This is a genomic window from Janibacter sp. GXQ6167, from assembly GCF_041365945.1.
Classification (GTDB): domain Bacteria; phylum Actinomycetota; class Actinomycetes; order Actinomycetales; family Dermatophilaceae; genus JBGFSK01.
Map to the genome: position 1 here is coordinate 221,179 of NZ_JBGFSK010000003.1, position 19,382 is coordinate 240,560.

The 19,382-nt window shown below is 68.3% G+C and carries 18 protein-coding genes, 1 tRNA gene and 1 pseudogene; 4 read left to right on the forward strand and 16 right to left on the reverse strand.

Annotated features, from left to right (window positions below; translation table 11 throughout):
- Nucleotides 1-3: 3 nt before the first annotated feature.
- Nucleotides 4-1,551, reverse strand: a complete 1,548-nt coding sequence (locus AB8K43_RS06005) for a hypothetical protein (RefSeq protein ID WP_370892471.1) — start codon at nucleotides 1,549-1,551, stop codon at nucleotides 4-6.
- Nucleotides 1,538-2,404: a hypothetical protein gene (locus AB8K43_RS06010; protein WP_370892472.1), complete on the reverse strand. Its 867-nt coding sequence runs from the start codon at nucleotides 2,402-2,404 to the stop codon at nucleotides 1,538-1,540. The genes AB8K43_RS06005 and AB8K43_RS06010 overlap by 14 nt, the downstream gene beginning before the upstream one ends.
- Nucleotides 2,405-2,604: 200 nt before the next feature.
- On the opposite strand from AB8K43_RS06010, the gene AB8K43_RS06015 reads away from it, so the two are divergent.
- Complete coding sequence (locus AB8K43_RS06015; protein WP_097850926.1) at nucleotides 2,605-3,210, forward strand: TetR/AcrR family transcriptional regulator; 606 nt, start codon at nucleotides 2,605-2,607, stop codon at nucleotides 3,208-3,210.
- Between the two features lie 401 nt (nucleotides 3,211-3,611).
- Nucleotides 3,612-4,646 (forward strand): annotated as a pseudogene (locus AB8K43_RS06020) (recombinase family protein); the annotation flags it as partial.
- A gap of 607 nt (nucleotides 4,647-5,253) precedes the next feature.
- Here the strand turns inward: AB8K43_RS06020 and AB8K43_RS06025 are convergent.
- The 7 genes from AB8K43_RS06025 to AB8K43_RS06055 all read right to left on the reverse strand — a co-directional run bounded on the left by AB8K43_RS06025 (nucleotide 5,254) and on the right by AB8K43_RS06055 (nucleotide 9,935).
- Nucleotides 5,254-5,326 (reverse strand) — tRNA-Ala (locus AB8K43_RS06025).
- A 97-nt stretch (nucleotides 5,327-5,423) separates the two neighbouring features.
- On the reverse strand, nucleotides 5,424-6,110 hold the full coding sequence (locus AB8K43_RS06030) for a histidine phosphatase family protein (RefSeq protein WP_370892475.1): 687 nt from the start codon (nucleotides 6,108-6,110) through the stop codon (nucleotides 5,424-5,426).
- Nucleotides 6,107-6,487, reverse strand: a complete 381-nt coding sequence (gene rsfS, locus AB8K43_RS06035) for a ribosome silencing factor (protein ID WP_370892477.1) — start codon at nucleotides 6,485-6,487, stop codon at nucleotides 6,107-6,109. The genes AB8K43_RS06030 and rsfS overlap by 4 nt, the downstream gene beginning before the upstream one ends.
- Nucleotides 6,484-7,068, reverse strand: a complete 585-nt coding sequence (nadD, locus tag AB8K43_RS06040; RefSeq protein ID WP_370892479.1) for a nicotinate-nucleotide adenylyltransferase — start codon at nucleotides 7,066-7,068, stop codon at nucleotides 6,484-6,486. Before nadD ends, rsfS begins: the two co-directional genes overlap by 4 nt.
- 11 nt (nucleotides 7,069-7,079) lie before the next feature.
- The gene (locus AB8K43_RS06045; protein WP_370892481.1) at nucleotides 7,080-7,292 is read right to left on the reverse strand and encodes a hypothetical protein; all 213 of its coding nucleotides are present in this window, start codon (nucleotides 7,290-7,292) and stop codon (nucleotides 7,080-7,082) included.
- A 428-nt stretch (nucleotides 7,293-7,720) separates the two neighbouring features.
- Nucleotides 7,721-9,025: a glutamate-5-semialdehyde dehydrogenase gene (locus AB8K43_RS06050; protein WP_370892482.1), complete on the reverse strand. Its 1,305-nt coding sequence runs from the start codon at nucleotides 9,023-9,025 to the stop codon at nucleotides 7,721-7,723.
- 79 nt (nucleotides 9,026-9,104) lie between these two features.
- Nucleotides 9,105-9,935 carry a hypothetical protein gene (locus tag AB8K43_RS06055; protein WP_370892484.1) on the reverse strand — a complete coding sequence of 277 codons (831 nt, stop codon included), beginning with the start codon at nucleotides 9,933-9,935 and terminating at the stop codon, nucleotides 9,105-9,107.
- Nucleotides 9,936-10,105: 170 nt separating this feature from the next.
- On the opposite strand from AB8K43_RS06055, the gene AB8K43_RS06060 reads away from it, so the two are divergent.
- Together AB8K43_RS06060 and pdxY are read left to right on the forward strand one after the other, a co-directional pair.
- Nucleotides 10,106-11,053 carry a patatin-like phospholipase family protein gene (locus AB8K43_RS06060; protein ID WP_370892486.1) on the forward strand — a complete coding sequence of 316 codons (948 nt, stop codon included), beginning with the start codon at nucleotides 10,106-10,108 and terminating at the stop codon, nucleotides 11,051-11,053.
- Between the two features lie 21 nt (nucleotides 11,054-11,074).
- Nucleotides 11,075-11,938 (forward strand): pyridoxal kinase PdxY, encoded by an 864-nt coding sequence (gene pdxY / locus AB8K43_RS06065; RefSeq protein WP_370892488.1) that lies wholly within the window; start codon nucleotides 11,075-11,077, stop codon nucleotides 11,936-11,938.
- Here pdxY and AB8K43_RS06070 read toward each other — a convergent pair.
- The 7 genes from AB8K43_RS06070 to AB8K43_RS06100 form a co-directional block, all read right to left on the reverse strand.
- The gene (locus AB8K43_RS06070; protein WP_370892490.1) at nucleotides 11,935-12,126 is read right to left on the reverse strand and encodes a hypothetical protein; all 192 of its coding nucleotides are present in this window, start codon (nucleotides 12,124-12,126) and stop codon (nucleotides 11,935-11,937) included. The genes pdxY and AB8K43_RS06070 overlap by 4 nt on opposite strands.
- Nucleotides 12,127-12,247: 121 nt before the next feature.
- Entirely contained in the window at nucleotides 12,248-13,375 is a 1,128-nt protein-coding gene (gene proB / locus AB8K43_RS06075; RefSeq protein ID WP_370892492.1) for a glutamate 5-kinase, read from the reverse strand.
- Nucleotides 13,376-14,893, reverse strand: a complete 1,518-nt coding sequence (gene obgE / locus AB8K43_RS06080) for a GTPase ObgE (RefSeq protein ID WP_370892494.1) — start codon at nucleotides 14,891-14,893, stop codon at nucleotides 13,376-13,378. It lies immediately after the preceding gene.
- Between the two features lie 120 nt (nucleotides 14,894-15,013).
- Entirely contained in the window at nucleotides 15,014-15,274 is a 261-nt protein-coding gene (gene rpmA, locus AB8K43_RS06085) for a 50S ribosomal protein L27 (RefSeq protein ID WP_370892496.1), read from the reverse strand.
- Nucleotides 15,275-15,304: 30 nt separating this feature from the next.
- Entirely contained in the window at nucleotides 15,305-15,637 is a 333-nt protein-coding gene (rplU, locus tag AB8K43_RS06090) for a 50S ribosomal protein L21 (protein ID WP_370892498.1), read from the reverse strand.
- Nucleotides 15,638-15,791: 154 nt separating this feature from the next.
- On the reverse strand, nucleotides 15,792-18,461 hold the full coding sequence (locus tag AB8K43_RS06095; RefSeq protein WP_370892500.1) for an Rne/Rng family ribonuclease: 2,670 nt from the start codon (nucleotides 18,459-18,461) through the stop codon (nucleotides 15,792-15,794).
- A gap of 164 nt (nucleotides 18,462-18,625) precedes the next feature.
- Complete coding sequence (locus AB8K43_RS06100) at nucleotides 18,626-19,378, reverse strand: TIGR03936 family radical SAM-associated protein (RefSeq protein WP_370892502.1); 753 nt, start codon at nucleotides 19,376-19,378, stop codon at nucleotides 18,626-18,628.
- Between the last annotated feature and the right edge of the window lie 4 nt (nucleotides 19,379-19,382).

Sequence of the window (19,382 nt, forward strand, 5' to 3'; positions counted from 1 at the left end):
CGGCTACTCCGGAACACTGACCTCCGGTGTAGACGGCACCACTGGTGACGGAGCAGCGCCGAGGAAGTAGGCATCGGCTTCGGCAAGGGTGTGGAGAATCTGTTCCTCATGCACGCCGATAGATCGAGCGAGTTCGATCGAGCCTAGGAGTTGGAGTTCGACGTTCGCGGTGATGTCGAAGGCGCGATTCTGGAGGTCGCGGTAGTAGTCGTGCTCCGCGAGGATACGAACGTATTCGGCCTGGAGTTCCGCGTCGAGCCCGTCTACATACGCCTGGATTTCAGCTTCGCGCGCTCTGATTGCGTCGTTCTCGGCCTCGCTCAGGAACTTCTTGCCCTGGCCGAGGATCATGCTCGCCGCGATTGAGCCCACGACCGCGCCGAGGATCGGGATCGGGATGAGAACCTGGCCGAGTCCTGCTCCTACCGCAGCGCCCGTTGCCTCGATCGCGTTGAAGAACACGAGGTCGGCGAACTCATCGTCGTCGAGCTTTCCGGCCCTGCGGTTTGCCGCAGCGGTTGCGAGCCCGATCGTTCCCGAGGCAACGGCAGCGGCGGCGGGTGCACCCATCCGACAGACCTGGGTGAGTCCGTAGATCGCAAGACCCGAGACGCCACCCTTGAGGCCACCCTTGGCGGTCTCAATGCCGCCCTCTCGCCAGTCGTCCTTGCTGAACTCCCAGATGCTGGTGCCCTCACGGTGCCGGCGGTAGACGTACACCCCGAACGACAGCGCCCCCTGGACTGCGGCTGCTGTACCCGCAACCTTTGCCGCTTCGCCCCAGGATGGCGCAGCTTGCTGAGCCGCGCTGGCCCGCTTGGTGTCAGACTCGTCCCTGACCTGCTGTCGCTGGTCCTCCGCTCGTTGACGCATGGCGGCGGTCTTCTCATCCAACGTGTCGCCGATCGCACCCCGTTGAACCTCGGCGTACTCCAACTTGGAGGGCCTCATCCAGTTGGTGTATGGCTCTCCGCGCGCAGCGCTCTCCTGCTCGATGAACTCACGGATTGCGTTGACCTTCTTAGCGGACAGGGCCGAGCCATCAACTTCGAGGTAGGTCTCACCTCGCATGATTCTGTCGAAGACTTCGAAGTGGTTCTGTGGGAACATCATCTTCATGTCCCGGTAGTGCGCCGATTGAAGAACCTCGTTGTACGGGTTGGCGTAGAACTTCATCTGCACCGGGACGCCCCACGAGCTGAGGTCGGCTGGCCCATTGTCGGCCAGCACGCGGGTCAGAGGTCGGATGCCGTTTATCGCGCGTTCTGCATTTGTGACTCCTGCTTCCGCGTACTCAGCGATGAAGCCGTGTAGCCCTGTCGCGCCCCCACGGTTGGCGTCGATTATCCCCTGTGCGTTGATTCGTGCCAGGTCTAGGTGAAGTACTGCCCGAGCCTCACGCGACGCCACCTTGGCCAGTTCGTCGGTCTCGCTGACGAGAATCCGTTCCAAGGTCGATGCGAACTCCGCGACTCGAGTTGACTCGAGGTAGTTGACCTGTGCAGCGATACCCTGCGCGACCGCGTTCTCGGTAGTGCTATGCCTCGGCATCGACTTCGATCTCCTTGTTGATCAACTGTGCGAGGGTGAGGTTTGCATTTACGAGCGCCGCCGCTAGCCGCTTCTCGTCGTCGGAGAAGGACTGATAGTCCGCAGTGGGAACTTGGCTGCTCAGTTCGGCGACCTGCTCCGTTTGGGTCAAGGTCAACTCCCGCAGCGCTTCGACTTCGGCGGTCGTTTGATCGAAGCGCCGGATTGCTGCCTCGACCTCAAGCCGCTCCCTGTTCAAGTCCTCGGCTGCCTTCTTGTTCTTCACAGCGGCGACAGTACCGACACTTGCGGAGACCAGTGCCGCGCCGCCCGCGATCGTCCAGCCGACTGGCCCAGCCAATGCGAGGAGCGCGGTGCCTGCCGCCATCCCTCCGCCGCCCGCCACGAGCGTGCCACCACCGAGCCAAGCAAGGGCCGCGCTCGTCGCCGCGGCGCCGGACAGGCTCGCAATGGCCGTGCCGGTGGACGCAACCCCAAAGGTCGTCGCGACTCCCATCGCCACAGTCGGCCCCATGGTCGCGACCGCCACGCCGAGCGCTCCGAGCGACGCACCTGCCGCAGAGCCCTTGGCGTTCCGCTTCGCCTGTGCCTCGGCCTTCTTGATCTCACTCTGCTTGCCCTCGAAGGAGCGGATCTCCGCAGTAGTCCGCTCAAGCGAGACCTTGAACTCGCGGGGCACGTTCGCGAGGGCGTTGATGTGATCGGAGACCGCCCCGACCTGCTGCGCCGCCCCTACGCGGAGGCTGTACAGCCCCGCGACAGCAGTCTCGAACCTGCCAGTCGACGCGGCATACCGCTCGACCGCTTCGTTGAAGCTCTCAACGGCACGCTTCCGCAACTTCGAGTTGAACACCACGCACTCCATCCCCCGAACATCTGTCTGAGTACCCAATCGTATCGGCGGGGTCCGACATCGAGTCGGTGAGGCCGCGAACTCAACAAGGCGACGACCATCTCCGTCAGCCTGCCACGCGTCTTGCAGATCAAGGTCCGTACTAGTCTGTACGAAATTGGTAGCTTGCCGGTTGGGCCGTGAGGCGAGGAGTGGGTGCGATGGTGGAGATGCGGCGTGGGCCGGGTCGTCCGGCGTATGACTCGAAGCAGAAGCTCGTCGCTGCGGCTTGCGCGCTACTGGCAGAACGAGGGTTCGAGGCGACGAGCCCGCAGATGTTCCAGCAACGCTCCGGGGTGGGGCACGGGAGCATGTATCACCACTTCCCCGGCAAGGGGAAGGAGGGGCTTGCGCTGGATGCGGTCAGTCGCATGCGAGCGAGCACGATCGCGTTCCTCGACGGCAGCCCCGCGCCCGAAGGTTCCGAGGTTGAAGAAGTACGGGCCATTATCGTGGCGGCGCTGGATCGGCTGTTCGCCCGCAAGGAAGGACAAGCCCTGGTCAGGCTCCTTGCTGACGCGGTCGCTGGAGCGATCCCGTCGCTGGCAACCGCAACCCAGGACTGGTGTGACGACATCCGTGCCGTGATCGTGGTGCGACTGCGGGCCGACGAGCCAGGCGCCGACCTCGACGTCGCGGACGCGGCAGCACGGTTCCTCGCGCCGGAGTTCGATGCTCTGGCGGAGGAACTGTTCGCAGCGGCTCTTGGGCGGGGTCTGCTCCATCTGCCGAAGCTCGCTCTGCCCGAGGCAGCCGAAGAGCGGTAGTCTGGCGGCATAACAATTCCATACGAACTAGTCCGGTCCTTGATCTGCAAGAGGCGTGTCGTCCGGATCGAGGGCGCGGTGGAGGGCAGTAATTCACTCCGGTGATCCGGGTTCTGGGAAGTGCTGCGCACCTACCTGGCATGAGGACTGAAGATCGGCGTTTGCGCCTTCGGGCGACGCGGCGAGACGAGCCTGATCAGGGCAAGCTCATCGAGTGGGTGCTCAGCATCGCCGAGGCACGGCACCGTGCCTGGCTGAACGGCGAGCCAGACCCCTACGGGCTCCCGGTCCCGGAGAGCGTCCGTCAGATCGCGAACCCGGAACACGGTCCCGCAAGATTTGCGGGACCGTCAAACAGCACCGATGAGTCGGATACGTGACCACCAGAAAGGAGGTCCAGCATGAGCAGCGCGACACTCGACACCACGACGTCCGAGCGGGCCGCCGATGCGTCCGTGCTGCTCGCCGTCTCCTACCTCCGTGTGTCGACGCGTGAGCAGGCCGAGCGCGGCGGCACTGAGGAAGGCTTCTCGATCCCGGCCCAGCGCGAGGCGAACGCGCGGAAGGCCGACGAGCTGGGGACGCGGGTCGTGCGCGAGTTCATCGACGCCGGAGAGTCCGCACGCTCGGCAGACCGTGACGGGCTGCAGGACATGCTGGCGTTCATCGCCGCGACCCGCGTCACCTTCTGCATCGTGCATAAGCTCGACCGGCTCGCCCGCAACCGCGCCGATGACGTGAAGATTCACGAAGCCCTCATCAACGCCGGGGTCACCCTCGTGTCCGCCACCGAGTCCATCGACCAGACCCCGTCGGGGATGCTCGTCCACGGCATCATGTCGTCCATCGCTGAGTTCTACAGCCGCAACCTGGCCGCCGAAGTCACCAAGGGGCTCACACAGAAGGTCGCTCAGGGCGGCACCCCCGGACGCGCACCCATCGGCTACTTGAACGTGCGCCGCACCGACGAGCGAGGCCGCGAGGTACGCACGGTCGAGGTCGATCCCGAACGCGCGCCTCTGATCGTCTGGGCGTTCGAGCAGTACGCCACCGGCGAGACCTCTGTGACTGCGCTGCTGCGTGACCTCACCGCGCGTGGCCTGCTGTCGGTGCCGTCGCCGAAGCGTCCGTCGAAGCCGCTGGGGAAGAACGCTCTCTACCGTGTGTTGACGAACCCGTACTACGCCGGGGTGATCCGCTACAAGGGCGCGCTGCATCCCGGCGCGCACGCACCCATCGTGGAGCCCGCGCTGTTCGATCAGGTGCAATCGCTGCTGAAGGCGCGCAACGCGCACGCAACCCGGCACGTGCAGCATGCTCACCATCTGAAGGGCCTGCTGCACTGCGGCACCTGCGGGTCGAGGATGCTGCTGGACTTCGCCACCAACCCGCGCGGCACGACCTATGCCTACTTCGTCTGCTCCGGCAGAGCAGCGAAGAAGACCACCTGTACCCGACGGGCCGTGCCCGTGCAGGTTGCGGAGCGCCTGGTCGAGAGCTCCTACGGCAACATCACCATCAGCGAGGCCGAATACCGGCACCTCGCCGCCGAAGTCGACGCCGCATTCGACAAGCGCAGCGCGGGACGCGATCAAGAGTTCGCCGACCTCACCGCCAACCGGGCGAGGCTTGAAGCAGAGAGCGACAAGCTGCTTGCCGCGCACTTCGCGGACGCGATCGACCTCGCGACGCTCAAGCGCCACCAAGACCGCATCCGCGCGGGCCTGGCGGACGTGAACCGTCGCCTGGCCGAGCACAGCGAGCACCACACGGGCGGGCGCGGGTTCCTCCACGACAGCCTGCGGCTCCTGACAGATGCGCACCGCGCCTACCAGTACTCCGGCGACGCCGACCGCAGGATCGCGAACCAAGCGTTCTACACCCGCCTGGACATCACCGACGACGAACAACTCCGCCCCACCTTGGCTGAGCCCTTCGCCACCATCTTCCGCGAAGCACACCAGGGCGGCGACGAAGTCAAGGAAGCCAAACGGGAACACACCACATCTTTCGATGTCGCGTGTTCCCGTAAGACACTTTGGGTGGAGCTGAGGGGATTCGAACCCCTGACCCCCTCCATGCCATGGAGGTGCGCTACCAACTGCGCTACAGCCCCTCGCGAGGCACCAGGCCAAGCGATGTCACCGGTGAAGGCGACTGCGCGAGTTTACCCAGAGCACCCCCTGGATTTCCAAATCGCGCCAGCCCTGCGGTCAGAACCGGCCGTGCAGTTCGCCCGCAGAGGCATTCCAGGTAACGATCCGCCACCCGGCGCGCCCCTCTTCGAGGACCGCCCAGGCCGCGTTCCCGAGGCCGCCGAGGACACGCCAAGCGAGCCGCTGGTCCATCCCAACGAGCTCGGCGGCGGCGGCGCGCGCGGCGACTCCGTGGGTCGCAACGATCGCGCATTCACCGGGAGCGAGATCGTGCGCCAACTCGCGGATGGCCTCCCCCGTTCGCAGGGCAACGTCGGCGACCGACTCCCCGTCGCCGCCGCGGCGGAAGTCCTCGCCGCTGATCAGCCGCTCCATGTCCTCCGGGTACCGCTCCCGGACCTGGTCGCCGGTGAGGCCCTGCCATCCACCGGCATGGATCTCCCGCCACCGCGGGTCGATCTCAAGTTCGACACCGCACGCGTGGGCGACGTCCTGCCCGGTGACTCGGGCACGCTGCAGATCGCTGGCGACGACCCGCACAGGATGGTGCGAGACGAGAGCCGCCGCGGCCTTGGCGGCTTGGATGTGGCCCAGTTCAGACAACTCGTGATCGAGATGCCCCTGCCAGATGCCCTGGGCATTGCTGACCGTCTGACCATGCCGCATGACGATGATCTGGCGCGGCGCACGCGCTGCCGCTGCGTCTCCCCCTTCGCCCTGCTTCGCGGCGTCGGCGGTGCTCACGACTCGTCGGGCTGGCCGCTGACGCCGAGGTCGATGACCGGGCAGTCCTTCCAGAGGCGGGCCAGCTCGTAATACTCCCGCTCGTCATCGTGCTGGGCGTGCACGACGATGTCGCCGAAGTCCAACAACACCCAGCGAGCGTCCTTGTCCCCTTCGCGACGAAGGGGTTTGATGTCGGCCTCGACGCGCAGCCGATCCTCGATTTCTTCGACCATCGCGGCGACCTGACGCTCGTTGTCGGCCGAGACGATGACGAAGATGTCGGTCAGGGGCATCTGGTCGCTGACATCGAGCGCGACGATGCTCGACGCGAGTTTTTCCTCGGCGGCCTGGGCGGCGATGGTGGCGAGCTGGGTGGCTCGTTCGCTGGCACTCACGTGGTCGGAGTCTCCTGGTAGAGGTGGTACTTGTTGATGTACTGCACGACGCCGTCCGGCACGAGGTACCAGACGGGCTCGCCGGCAGCGACCCGTTCGCGGCAGTCCGTCGAACTGATCGCCATCGCCGGGACCTCTTTCAGCGAGACCCGGTCGGCAGGCAGGCCCGACTCGGAGAGTTCGTAGCCAGGCCGCGTGACCCCAATGAAGTGGGCGAGATCCCACAACTCGTCGGCGTCCTTCCACGACAAGATCTGGGCCAACGCGTCGGCGCCGGTAATAAAGAACAGTTCGCTCTCGGGGCGCAATTCGGCCAGATCGCGCAGCGTGTCGATCGTGTAGGTCGGACCGGGCCGGTCGATATCGACCCGGCTGACGGTAAAACGCGGGTTCGAGGCGGTCGCGACGACCGTCATCAGGTAGCGGTGTTCGGGCGGACTGACCTGATCGCTCGCCTTCTGCCACGGCTCACCCGTCGGCACGAAGACCACCTCGTCCAGGTCAAGCAACGAGGCCACCTCGCTCGCTGCGACAAGGTGCCCGTGGTGGATCGGGTCGAAGGTCCCGCCCATCACCCCCAAGCGGTGTTTCTTCAGTGGTGCGTCCCGTCATGACCGTGTTCGCCGTGGTCGTGGTGGGTGCTCCCGGACTCGGCGATCTTCTGCGCGGTGCCGCGGAAGGACCACAAGATGAGGAAGAGGACGAGGAAGAGGGCGAGCGCGATCCCGCCGAAAGCCCACCGCGACATGGGCAGTTCGATGGTGTTCTCGGCCTCGGCAGCGAGGATGGCGAGCGTGTTCAGCATGGGGGCAGCCTATCGCGCGGCGAAGGGCGTTCGGGGCCACCCACAGGCTCACCTGAGGGGCCGTCATCCACCGAGGTTGTCCACAGCCCATCAGGTGTCCGCGAGGTTACGCCGCTCTCACTGTGGATGAACGTGTGCGTGACGACCGCCTGGCGACATCCGGGCGTACCGACTTGCACCCACCGGCGCGCGACGATTAGACAAGGGTCTTGGACGAGGGGGATAACGGATCTGCAAGGGGCCGATCGGCCCGCAGGCGACGTAGGCTCCGAGGCTCTCATCGTCCGTACAGGGCATGCCGTCGACGGTTGAGTTAGGCGCCGTCGATGTCCACTTGTCGCCGTGGAGATCGCTGCCCGTCGAAGGAGAAGGCCTTTCGGCAGCTGCCGAAGGGCCTTCTCCCGTTGAGCGAGGCGGGTGGAGCGTGCTTAGCGCACCTGGCCGTCGCCCTCGACAATCCACTTGGTGCTCGTGAGTTCCGGCAGCGCCATGGGTCCCCGCGCGTGCAACTTCTGGGTGGAGATCCCGATCTCGGCACCAAAGCCGAACTCTCCGCCGTCGGTGAACCGGGTGCTCGCATTAACGAGCACCGCCGCGGCGTCCACCTCCGCCATCCACCGGCGGGCGGCGGCGCGGTCCTCGGTGACGATCGCTTCGGAGTGCTTCGTCGAATAGCGCCGAACGTGCTCGAGCGCAGCGTCGATGTCATCGACGACGGCCACGCTCATCTCGAGCCCGTGGAACTCGGTGTCGTAGTGGACCTCGCTCGCCTCATCGACTTCCACATCGCCCGCGCGCTCGCGCGTCGCGCTATCGCCGTGCAGGAGGACCCCCTTCTCGGCGAGCGCCGCGAGCGCCGCCGGCAGGAAGCGATCGGCGATCTCGCGGTGGACCAGGAGCGATTCGGCCGCATTACAGACGCTCGGGCGGTGGGTCTTGGCGTTGAGCGTGATCGCGAGTGCCTTGTCGAGATCGGCGGCGGCATCGACGTAGACATGGCAATTGCCGCTGCCGGTCTCGATGACCGGGACCGTCGAACCAGTGACCACGGCCTGGATCAGGCCCGCTCCACCCCGCGGGATCAGCAGGTCGACCAGACCCCGAGCGGTCATCAATGCGGTGACGACGTCGTGACCCCCTTCGAGCAGCTGCACCGCATCAGCGGGCAAGCCCTCCCCCTCCAGCGCGTCTCGCATGACCGCGACCAGGGCGGCATTGGTGCTCGCGGCCGCGCTGCCTCCGCGCAAGATGACCGCATTGCCGGACTTCAGGGCAAGCCCGGCGGCGTCCACGGTGACATTGGGCCGAGCCTCGTAGATCATCCCGATGACGCCCATCGGCACCCGCACTTGTCGGATCTGGAGCCCATTGGCGAGGGTCGAACCCCGCACCACCTCCCCGACGGGGTCCGCGAGCGCCGCGACATCGCGCAGGGCATCGGCGACGGCAGCGACCCGGTCGGCGTCGAGCCGCAGCCGATCGAGCATGCTCTCGGCGAAGCCCTCGGCCTCGCCGCGGGCCAGGTCCTCGTGGTTCGCGGCGACGATCTGCTCGCTCGCGGCGTCGATCGCATCCGCGAGCGCGAGCAAGGCAGCGTCCTTCTCGGCGCGCTGGAGCAGCGCCAGGCGCCGAGAGGCGCTCTGGGCCCGCGTGGCGAGCTCGCGCACGACCTCGTGCGGGCTCGCCTCGCCCGCCGCGGTCGTCGTCGAAGGGGGCGTCGCGGTCGTCGTCATGACCAAAAGGGTAGAACGCCGCGCTGACAGTCCGCCGAGCCGTCTCGTGGGCGCCCGGTCCACACCCGACGGCATTCGGCTACCAGCAGCCGACCCGGGTGAGTCCGTAGCGGTCACCCGGCCCGAGGTTGCCCATGACCCCGACCTGCAGGCGGGGGGTCATCACCTCGGCCGCCGACTGATCGGCGTGGTCGAGGCCCATGGCGTGGATGACCTCATGCTTCAAGACGGCGTACCCACGTCGCTGACCGGGTCGGTTGTCCGGGGTGTCGCGCATCACGACCACCCCGCGCAGGATCGAACCGTCCGCGGCGAACCGAGGGCCTCCGCGCCCCATCTCGTTCCCGGTGACGCGGATCCCATCGATCGAGACGCCGGGCTTGGCATAGTGCACGGTGATCGCGCCGCGCTCGGACTCCGAGCGCGCCGAGACGGTGAAGCGGTGTCCGCTCACCGAGGCCAGTTCTTCGGCGATCGAGCGAAGGGCGGTGGCCGTTCCTTGCGGGGCCCCCTTCGCGACCACGATCCGGATGGGGGCATCGCAGCTCCACCGCACGAGCTGTCCGCTCGGGCTGCGCCAGAGGGCATAGTCCTGCCCTTCGCGCAGGCCCTGTTTCGGAGCCGGCCCGGAACCGGAGGCCGGTGTGATGAGGCCCGCGGTGCTCTGCGGGGGCGCCGGCGTGCTCGTCGCGCCAACCTCGCCCGACGCGGCCTGGCTCACCATGTCCGAGGCGCGTTCGGGCCACTGGGCGAGCGGAGGGAGGTGACCGCTGCCGATCCCGGCCGAGATGAGCAGGGCCGTGACGAGGAGCATGATCGGCCCCCCGAGCGACGGGCGTCGGCGCCGTGGTGGGCGCGGCGGCGGGGGCGGAGCCGCTCCTGCGTGCTGGAAGGGGGCGTTATTCGTCATGGCCCCTCCCTTCGGTGTCGTTCCTGCCGGCTCATCATCTAACGGCCGGTCGGGCCGGTGTCGCCTTTTCGTGGGGAGGATCGGCCCGCGCGCAGCAGAACACGCCCGGCTGGGGATCGCCCGTGAGGATCCGTGGCGCTGCCTTAAGGCCGGGCCCGTAGGCTGGCTGCGTGAGCCAACCCAGTCGCGTCGCCCTCGCCCTCGGTTCGGGCGGAGCTCGCGGCTATGCCCATATCGGCGCGCTGCAGGTGCTCCGCGAGCGCGGGCACGAGGTGGCCGCCATCGCCGGAACCTCGATGGGAGCCCTCGTCGGTGGTCTCACCGCCGCGGGCAAACTCGAGGAGTACACCGAGTGGGCGCTGAGCCTCACCTCGCGCGCGGTCTTCATGATGCTTGACCCGACCCTGAGTGCCCCGGGCGCGATCCGGGCCAAGCCGGTCCTGCGGGTGGTCAACGAACTCCTCGAGGGCGCGCGCATCGAGGACCTGCCGATCCCCTTCACCGCCATCGCCTGCGATATCGACGCCCGCCGCGAGGTGTGGTTCCAGCACGGCCCCGTCGCGGTCGCGGTCCGCGCCTCAATCGCGATCCCGAGCGTCATCACACCCGTCATCGTCAACGGTCGAATCCTGGTCGACGGCGGCATCTTGAATCCGGTCCCGGTCGAGCCGATCACCGGGGCGGGCGCCGACTTCACCGTCGCGATCTCCTTGTCCGGCGACCGCGCGGGCCGGCAGTCCCCGGTGGAGTCGAGCGCTCCGCGCACCAATCCCGACACGGTGATGCAGCGACTTCGCGCCTGGCTTCCGACGAAGGCCGAGAGCCCCGGCGACGCGGTCGAAGAGGTGGCCGCGGTCGCGGAGTCTGCGGTCTCGCTCGGCCTCCCCGAGGAGATCCACGACCTGCCACCGGGGCTCAAGGTCTCCGACGTGATCAGCAAGTCGATGGATGCGACGAGCGCCCTCGTCGCCCGCTACCGCCTCGCCGGTCACCCGCCGGATGTCCTCGTGCGGGTCCCCGTGGACGCGTGCGGGACCATGGACTTCCACCGCGCCGCCGAGATGATCGAACTCGGTCGGGAGCTCACCGAAAAGGCCCTGGACGAAGCCGGACGCTGACGCCCCCTTCGCAGTGGGATGATGGCGGGCGTGACGACGATCCTTTCCATCCAGTCCGCCGTCGCCTATGGGCACGTCGGGAACAGCGCAGCGGTCTTCCCCCTTCAGCGCCTCGGCGTCGAGGTGTGGCCGGTCAATACGGTGAACTTCTCCAATCACACGGGGTACGGGCAGTGGCGCGGACCGCTGATGCCCCCGGGTGACGTCGCCGATGTCATCACCGGGGTCGGCGAACGCGGGGCCTTCGCCGAGGTGGACGCGGTGCTCTCCGGATACCAAGGCGGTGAGGAGATCGGTGGGGTGATCCTCGATGCCGTCGCTGCGGTGAAGGCGGAGAATCCTCAGGCGATCTACGCGTGCGACCCGGTGATGGGCAACGCGAAGTCGGGCTGCTTCGTCGCCCCGAGCATCCCGATCCTGTTGCGCGAGCGGGTCGTGCCGCAGGCCGACCTGATCACTCCGAACCAGTTCGAGCTCGGCTTCCTCACCGAAACCGAGCCGGAGGACCTCGACTCGACCCTCGCGTCGGTCGACGCGGTGATGGCCATGGGCCCCTCCACGGTGCTCGTGACCTCGGTGCTGCGGCCGGATCGACCTGCCGACACGATCGAGATGCTCGCCGCCCACGGCGATGAGGCGTGGATCGTGCAGACCCCCCATCTGCCGCTGAAGGCCAATGGGTCCGGTGACGTGACGGCGGCGCTGTTCACGGCGCACTATCTGCAGACCGGCTCACTCAAGGACGCGCTCGAGCGGACCGTCTCGGCGGTGTTCGACCTGCTCTCCGTGACCTTGGAATCTGGTCGTCGGGAGTTGCAGCTCGTGCAGGCTCAGGAGGTCTACGCCAACCCGCGCCCGCAGTTCACGGCCACGACGGTCCGCTAGGCGGTCCCGTCGGGTTCTACTTCGGGCAGGGCTCGCCCGGCGTGCACGGCTTCAGCGAGGGGTCGATGGCCGTCGAGTTCACACACGCCATTGCGAGCCGTAGCTGCCGACGCGCTCGGAGCCGTCGCCATCAGCACCGCCGTCGCGCCGACGACAATCGCCACCGACGCCCTCATCGTGGACTTCATCGTGGTGTTCCTCCCTTGCCGAACCGTCGAGCCCAGTGCTCGACAACACTCGAAACTAGTTGGGAGAGAACAGAACCGTCGATGAGGAGTGGTCCCCTTCACACCGGCGGTGGCCGACTCGTCAGCGACCGAGGACGACGAGGTCGTCGCGGTGGATGACCTCGCGCTCGTACTGAGGGCCGAGGTCCGCCGCGAGGTCCTTGGAATGCCGCCCGAGCATGCGCGGTAGCCCCGCCGCGTTGTAGTTCACCAGCCCGCGGGCGATGACCGCACCGTCCGGGCCGACCACGTCGACCGCGTCCCCCGCGTGGAAGGTCCCGTGAACGGCGGTGATGCCAGCGGCGAGGAGGGACTTACCTCCCGTGGTGAGCGCCCGGACGGCACCCGCGTCGATCACGACCTGGCCCCGCACGCTCGTCGCGTGCTGGAGCCACCAGGTGCGCGCTCCCCTTCGCCGACCGGAGGGGACGAAGACGGTGCCCACGTCCTCACCGCCAAGGACGGCCCCGATATCGGTACTCGACGCGAGCGCGGCGAGCACCCCGGCGGCGTTGGCGATCGAGGCGGCCTCGACCTTGGTCACCATGCCGCCGGTGCCGACCCGCGAACCCCGGGCATCCACCCGGATGCCGGCGAGATCCTCGCTCGAGGTGACCTCGGCGATCCGGACGGCGCCGGGGCGACCGGGCTTATCGGTATAGAGCGCATCGACATCGGTCAGCAGCACAAGCGCGTCGGCGCTGATGAGGTGCGCGACGAGAGCCGCTAACCGGTCGTTGTCCCCGAAGCGGATCTCCTGGGTCGCCACCGAGTCGTTTTCGTTGATGATCGGGACGATGCCGAGCTCGAGCAGGCGGGTGAGGGCCCGGTGAGCGTTGGTGTAGTGCCCGCGCCGCGTTGTGTCATCGGCGGTCAGCAGGACCTGCCCGACGGAGAGCCCGTGGCGGGCGAACGCCCGTGAGTAGGAGGCGACGAGCGCCCCCTGGCCGACGCTCGCGGCGGCCTGCTGGGTCGCGAGATCGCGCGGCCGGCTCTCCAGGCCCAAGGGAGCAATCCCTGCGGCGATCGCACCGGAGGAGACGAGGACGATCTGCGCGCCGCCCCCGATCCGGGCGGCGAGGGCATTGACGAGCGCGACGAGGCGCGCCTCGTCTAACCGTCCCCCATCGACGCTCGTGAGCGACGAGGACCCCACCTTAACGACGACGCGCTTCGCCGCCGCCAGGCGCTCACGAGGGCTGGCGCCCACCTAGTCCTCCTTCGCGTCGCTCGTCCAGCGACCGGCGCGGCGTTCGGCGGCGAGCTCCTCGCGGGCGGCGGTCTGCGCGTCCTTGCGGGCGTGGAACTCCTCGCGCCGCTCGGCATTGGTCCGTCGCGTGCGCTCGTCGAGACGACCGTCGGTGCCGCGCCCGCCGAGCAGTTCGGCCCCGCCGACCAGCGTCGGCTCCCAGTCGAAGACGACCGCGTCGTCCTCGGGGCCGATGAGCACGGTCGAGCCCGCGACCGCACCGGCCTTGACGAGTTCCTCTTCGACGCCGGCCCGAGAGAGCCGGTCGGCGAGATAGCCGACGGCTTCGTCATTAGCGAAGTCCGTCTGGCGCACCCACCGAGTCGGGCGTTCGCCGAGGACCCGGAAGACCTCGCCATCGCCCGTCTGCTCCCGCCGGACGATGAAGCCGGCGTCGTCGACAGCCTTGGGGCGCAAGACCACCCGCTGCGGGACGACGTCGATCGCGATCTCGGCGCGGGCCGCGGCGACATGCCGGGCGAGCGCGAACGAGAGTTCCTTCAATCCGAGGTGAGCGACGGCCGAGACGATGTGGACCTCGAGCCCGCGCTCCTCCAGGTCCGGTCGCACCATCTCGGCGAGCTCGCGGGCCTCGGGCACATCGGCCTTGTTGAGCACCACGATCCGGGTGCGCTCCGACAGTGGCTTGCCGCCGAGGGAGTCATCGGCCACGTACTCCGAGAGTTCGTGCTCGATCACATCGAGGTCGGTCATGGGGTCGCGGCCCGGTTCCAGGGTCGCGCAGTCGATCACATGGGCGAGCACCGAGCAGCGCTCGACGTGCCGGAGAAACTCCAGGCCCAGCCCCTTGCCCTGGCTGGCCCCGGGGATCAGCCCGGGGACGTCAGCGATCGTGTAGCGGGTATCCCCCGCGGTCACGACGCCAAGATTCGGGACCAAGGTGGTGAAGGGGTAATCGGCGATCTTGGGGCGCGCGGCCGACAAGACCGAGACGAGCGAGGACTTGCCAGCGCTCGGGAATCCGATGAGGGCGACATCGGCAAGCGACTTCAGCTCGAGGATGATCTCGGCGCTCTCACCCGGCTCGCCGAGGAGGGCGAAGCCGGGAGCCTTGCGCCGCTGGGAGGACAGAGCCTTGTTGCCCAGGCCGCCGCGGCCCCCCTTCGCCGCGATGTAGGTCGCGCCCGCACCGACGAGGTCGGCGAGGACCTCCCCGCCGCGCGTCGAGACGACCGTGCCTTCGGGCACCGGAAGGATCAGGTCCTCCCCTTGCGCGCCGTTCTTCTCATCCCCCGCGCCGGGGGCGCCGTTCTTGGCCCGGCGGTGCGGGTTGCGGTGATAGTCGAGCAGGGTCGTCGACTGGGGGTCGACGACGAGGATGACATCGCCACCATTGCCGCCATTGCCACCATCGGGTCCGCCGAGGGGCTTGAACTTCTCGCGGTGCACCGAGGCGACGCCGTGGCCGCCCTTGCCCGCCTCGACGTGCAGCACGACCCGGTCGACGAAGCTGGTCATGGTTGTTGCCTCACGTTCTTGATCGGGTCGATCGGTGGTTCGAGGTGCTCGAAAAGGAAAGCGAAAGGGGCAGGTGGCGTCACGCCGACCTGCCCCGTTCGCGGTAAAGGACTGCTGAGGTCAGCTGGCGTCCGCCGGGACGATGCTGACGACCTTGCGGCCCCGCTTGGTGCCGAACTCCACCGCGCCCGCGGAGAGCGCGAAGAGGGTGTCGTCGCCGCCACGGCCGACGTTGTTGCCGGGGTGGAAGTGGGTGCCACGCTGGCGGACGATGATCTCGCCGACGCCGACGACCTGGCCGCCGAAGCGCTTCACACCGAGGTACTGGGGGTTGGAGTCGCGCCCGTTACGAGTCGAGGACGCACCCTTCTTGTGTGCCATGTCAGTGGTTCCTAACGTGTTGGGTCGGCGTCAGGCCGAAATGTCGGTGATCTTGACCTGGGTCAGCGGCTGACGGTGGCCCTGACGCTTGCGGTAGCCGGTCTTGTTCTTGTACTTCATGATCGTGATCTTCGGGCCCTTGGCGGGGCCGACGACCTCGGCCGTGACCGACACCTTGGCGAGCTTGTCAGCGTCGCTGGTGACGGAGGAGCCGTCGACGAGGAGCAGCGCGGGCAGCTCGATGCGCTCCCCAGCCTCACCCTTGACCTTGTTAATGAGCAGGACGTCGCCGACGGAGACCTTCTCCTGGCGGCCGCCAGCGCGAACAATCGCGTACACGGTGGAACTCTCTTCCTTGTTCATGGTGCGACGCACTCTGTCTGACCGGCCGATAGGACCTGGGACCTTCAAGGGCGCAGGGCATCCGCTCGGTGGGTGCACCAAGGGTCTAGGTTACCCGCGCCCGGCCCGCCCACGCAAAACGCGCGTGGACGGGCGGCGGGCGCGAGGCGGTGCGCTACGACTCGTCGGCCTCGTCGAGCGGCTTCGGGGGGCCGGCCGGCGCGACAACTCGCGCCCGCTTGCGGCGCGTCGGGGTCGCTGGCTCGGGGGTGGGATCGGCGACGAGGCCATCGCTGGCTTCGCCCGCGACGGTGGTGAGGGCGGGCGCGCTCGTCGGCGCCGCGGTGAGGTCGACCGGCTCCAGGGCGACCGGCGCCGACGACGTGCCAGCTCGGCGGTGCCCGCGACGGCGCTTCGGCGCCGGCTCACGCGCCGGTTCCGGAGCGGGCTGCGAGTCCTCCACGGGGCCGGCGTCCGATTCGGGCCGCGCCTCGGCGCGGTCATCGTCGCCGTCCGACTCACGAATGACCTCGCGCGGGGCGTCTTGCGAGACCTCTTCGCTCGCCTCGACGTCCTCATCGCTCATGCTCTTGACCGCCGCGGCATGGGCGGCAGCAGCGATCTGCGCCGCGGTCGGCCCGTTGCTCGACTTCTCTTCGGGCTGCGGGGTTTCCTTGGCCTGCTGCTCCCCCTTCGAGCCGCGAGATCCACGCCGCGATCGACTGCCGCCCTGGGTGCCACCGCCGCCGCCGTTGGCCTCGCTCGCGACCGGCTCCGTGTGCACGATGATCCCGCGCCCGTGGCACTGCTCGCAGGGCTCGGAGAAGACCTCGATGAGGCCCGACCCGACGCGCTTACGGGTCATCTGGACCAGCCCGAGCGAGGTGACCTCGGCCACCTGGTGCTTGGTGCGGTCGCGGCCAAGGCACTCCAACAGGCGTCGCACCACGAGATCGCGGTTGGACTCCAAGACCATGTCGATGAAGTCGATCACGATGATCCCGCCGATATCGCGCAGGCGCAGTTGGCGAACGATCTCCTCGGCGGCCTCGATGTTGTTCTTGGTGACCGTCTCTTCGAGGTTGCCGCCGGAACCGACGAACTTGCCGGTGTTGACGTCGACCACGGTCATCGCCTCGGTGCGATCGATGACGAGGGAGCCACCGCTTGGCAGCCAGACCTTGCGGTCCATCGCCTTGGCGAGCTGCTCATCAATCCGGTGCTCCGCGAAGATGTCCTTCTCGCCGGTCCATTTCGTGAGGCGGCTCGCAAGGTCGGGCGCCACATCGCCGAGGTAGCCGTTGATCTCCTGCCAGGCGGCGTCGCCGGAGACCACCATCGAGGCAAAGTCCTCATTGAAGATGTCGCGGATGACGCGCACCGTCATGTCCGGCTCGGCGTGAAGCAGCGTCGGCGCGCCGCCGGCGCTCGCCTTGCGGTCCTTTTTCGACTCGGCGCGGTCCCGAATCTTCTCCCACGCAAGGGTGAGACGCTCGACATCGCGACGCAGTTCGGTCTCGCTCGCCCCCTCGGCCGCGGTGCGCACGATGACGCCGGCGTCGCTCGGGACAACCTCCTTCAGGATCGACTTCAGGCGCGCGCGCTCCCCTTCGGGAAGTTTGCGCGAGATCCCGGTCATCGAGCCTTCGGGCACGTAGACGAGGTAGCGGCCGGGAAGCGAGACCTGCGAGGTGAGGCGCGCCCCCTTGTGACCAATGGGGTCCTTGGTGACCTGGACGAGGACCGAGTCGCCGCCCTTGAGGGCGTTTTCGATCCGGCGCGGCTCCCCGTTACCGAGGCCCGCGGCGTCCCAGTTGACCTCGCCGGCGTAGAGGACCGCGTTGCGACCCTTGCCGATGTCGACGAAGGCGGCCTCCATGCTCGGGAGGACGTTTTGGACCCGGCCGAGGTAGACATTGCCCACCATCGTCGAGGTCGTTTCGCGCGACACGTAGTGCTCGACGAGGACGTCGTCTTCGAGGACGCCGATCTGGGTGCGGTCCTGAAGCGCCCGCACGATCATCGAACGCTCGACGCTCTCGCGCCGGGCGAGGAACTCGGCTTCGGTGATGATCGTCCGGCGGCGTCCGGCCTCGCGGCCCTCGCGGCGGCGCTGCTTCTTCGCCTCCAGCCGGGTCGACCCCTTGACGGCCTGCGGCTCATCGCGGTCCTTGCGCGGCTCGCGGACCTTGGTCACGGTGCCGGGCGGGTCGTCGCTCTCCGCGGCCCCGGAACCACTGCGACGGCGCCGACGTCGACGGCGTGATCCGCCCTCGGACGAGTCGTCGCCCGCGTCCTCTGCCGGGTCGTGCTCTTCGGTGCTCTGTTGGTCCGCCGAGCGGTCCGAGGCCTTCTGGCCCTTCTTGGAGCCGCGGCCCTTGGTCTTCTTCGGCTCGCTGTCCTCTTCGCTGGCGGTGTCGGCGGTCTCGCCCGAGTCGCCGTCGGAGGCCTCGGATCCCTTGTTGCGACCGCGGCCACCTCGGCGGCGTCGGCGGCGGCCTCCGCCCCCTTCGTCGCCCTCGGCGCTCTGGTCTTCCTCGGTGGTCTCGGCCTCCGGTTCGTCCTGCGGCTCCGGCTCACGGCGACGCGGCGGAGCAGCGACCGGCTCCGGGGCTTGGAAGAGGAGCCCAAAGGACATCCCCGCAGCGGTCGGAGTGGCCGGGGCCTCCTCGACCTCTTCGGTCGGCTCCTCGGCCTCCTCGGGCTCGGCGGAATCCGCGTCGGTCGGACCCTCAGCGGCGGCGACGGCGAGGAGCTCGTCCTGAGTCGGCGCGTCCGGGCTCAGGCCCGGGTCGCTGCTGCGTTCATCGCCGGTGGGTTCATCGGTGGTCTCGTCGGTGGCCATCTCCTGGCACCTTCCTGCGCCGACCGGCTGGGCGCCACACCGTCCCCCTCGCCTGGGTAGCGAGGACGCGCTCAGCCGCCGGTGCGGTGAGCCGTGGTCCGCGCTGCGGCACCACGAAAAGTCCTAGGTTGCCCGCGGCCAGCTCGCGCGAAGCGCGGCACCGGTTACGGGCCGACGATGGTGATTCCGCTCGCCAGTGGATCGGCGACCGTCGCGGTGTCGTCATCCCATGGTCCCTGCGCCAGCCTCGTCACCTGGGGGGTGACCGGCGGCGCGAAGGGGGCCGTGGCGGCGATCGCGCTCAAGACATCATCGGGGCGCACGGCAGGTGTGGTGTGCCGCACGACCATGTCGAGTATCGCACAGCCCGTCTCGGCGTCCTCGTCGACGCGCAGACGCGCCACCGCACCGCGGGCGTCGAAGGTGCGCGGGCCCCGCTTGAACATCCGGGTGACCTCCACCTCCTCGGCGGCGAGGAAGGCGGAGATCGCCGGCTCGATCTGCTCCGTCGTGGTGCCGGGCAGGGTGATCTGCCAATGGCTCGCTTGGAGCAGGTCCGCGAGCGCTCCGGGGGGCGCCTCAATGACGGTGACGATGTCGATCCCTTCAGGGAGAGCGTCGTCGAGCGCCGCGCGGACATCATCGGGCTCGACGCGCTCGGCGACCGAGATCTCGAAGTACTCCGCCTCGCTCGCGGTGCCGGTGGGCGCGCCGTTGGCGTAGGAGATCTTCGGGTGCGGGTGGAATCCGGCCGAGTAGGCCATCGGAATATCCGCCCGGCGCAAGGCCCGCTCCAGGGCCCGAGAGAAGTCCCGGGTCGAGGAGAAGCGCAGCCGCCCCCGCTTGGCGTAGCGGATCCGCAGTTTTTGGACCGGGGGTGGCGGAGGGGGACCGTCAGGAGTGCGCTGTCGTGCCATAAGG

Excerpts from the sequence above, each read along its gene's own strand:
- AB8K43_RS06005 (WP_370892471.1), bottom strand. The coding sequence starts at position 1,551 with ATGCCGAGGCATAGCACTACCGAGAACGCGGTCGCGCAGGGTATCGCT.
- AB8K43_RS06015 (WP_097850926.1), top strand. The coding sequence starts at position 2,605 with ATGGTGGAGATGCGGCGTGGGCCGGGTCGTCCGGCGTATGACTCGAAG.
- AB8K43_RS06045 (WP_370892481.1), bottom strand. The coding sequence starts at position 7,292 with ATGCTGAACACGCTCGCCATCCTCGCTGCCGAGGCCGAGAACACCATC.
- AB8K43_RS06050 (WP_370892482.1), bottom strand. The coding sequence starts at position 9,025 with ATGACGACGACCGCGACGCCCCCTTCGACGACGACCGCGGCGGGCGAG.
- AB8K43_RS06055 (WP_370892484.1), bottom strand. The coding sequence starts at position 9,935 with ATGACGAATAACGCCCCCTTCCAGCACGCAGGAGCGGCTCCGCCCCCG.
- pdxY (WP_370892488.1), top strand. The coding sequence starts at position 11,075 with ATGGCGGGCGTGACGACGATCCTTTCCATCCAGTCCGCCGTCGCCTAT.
- AB8K43_RS06070 (WP_370892490.1), bottom strand. The coding sequence starts at position 12,126 with ATGAAGTCCACGATGAGGGCGTCGGTGGCGATTGTCGTCGGCGCGACG.
- obgE (WP_370892494.1), bottom strand. The coding sequence starts at position 14,893 with ATGACCAGCTTCGTCGACCGGGTCGTGCTGCACGTCGAGGCGGGCAAG.
- rpmA (WP_370892496.1), bottom strand. The coding sequence starts at position 15,274 with ATGGCACACAAGAAGGGTGCGTCCTCGACTCGTAACGGGCGCGACTCC.
- rplU (WP_370892498.1), bottom strand. The coding sequence starts at position 15,637 with ATGAACAAGGAAGAGAGTTCCACCGTGTACGCGATTGTTCGCGCTGGC.
- AB8K43_RS06095 (WP_370892500.1), bottom strand. The coding sequence starts at position 18,461 with ATGGCCACCGACGAGACCACCGATGAACCCACCGGCGATGAACGCAGC.
- AB8K43_RS06100 (WP_370892502.1), bottom strand. The coding sequence starts at position 19,378 with ATGGCACGACAGCGCACTCCTGACGGTCCCCCTCCGCCACCCCCGGTC.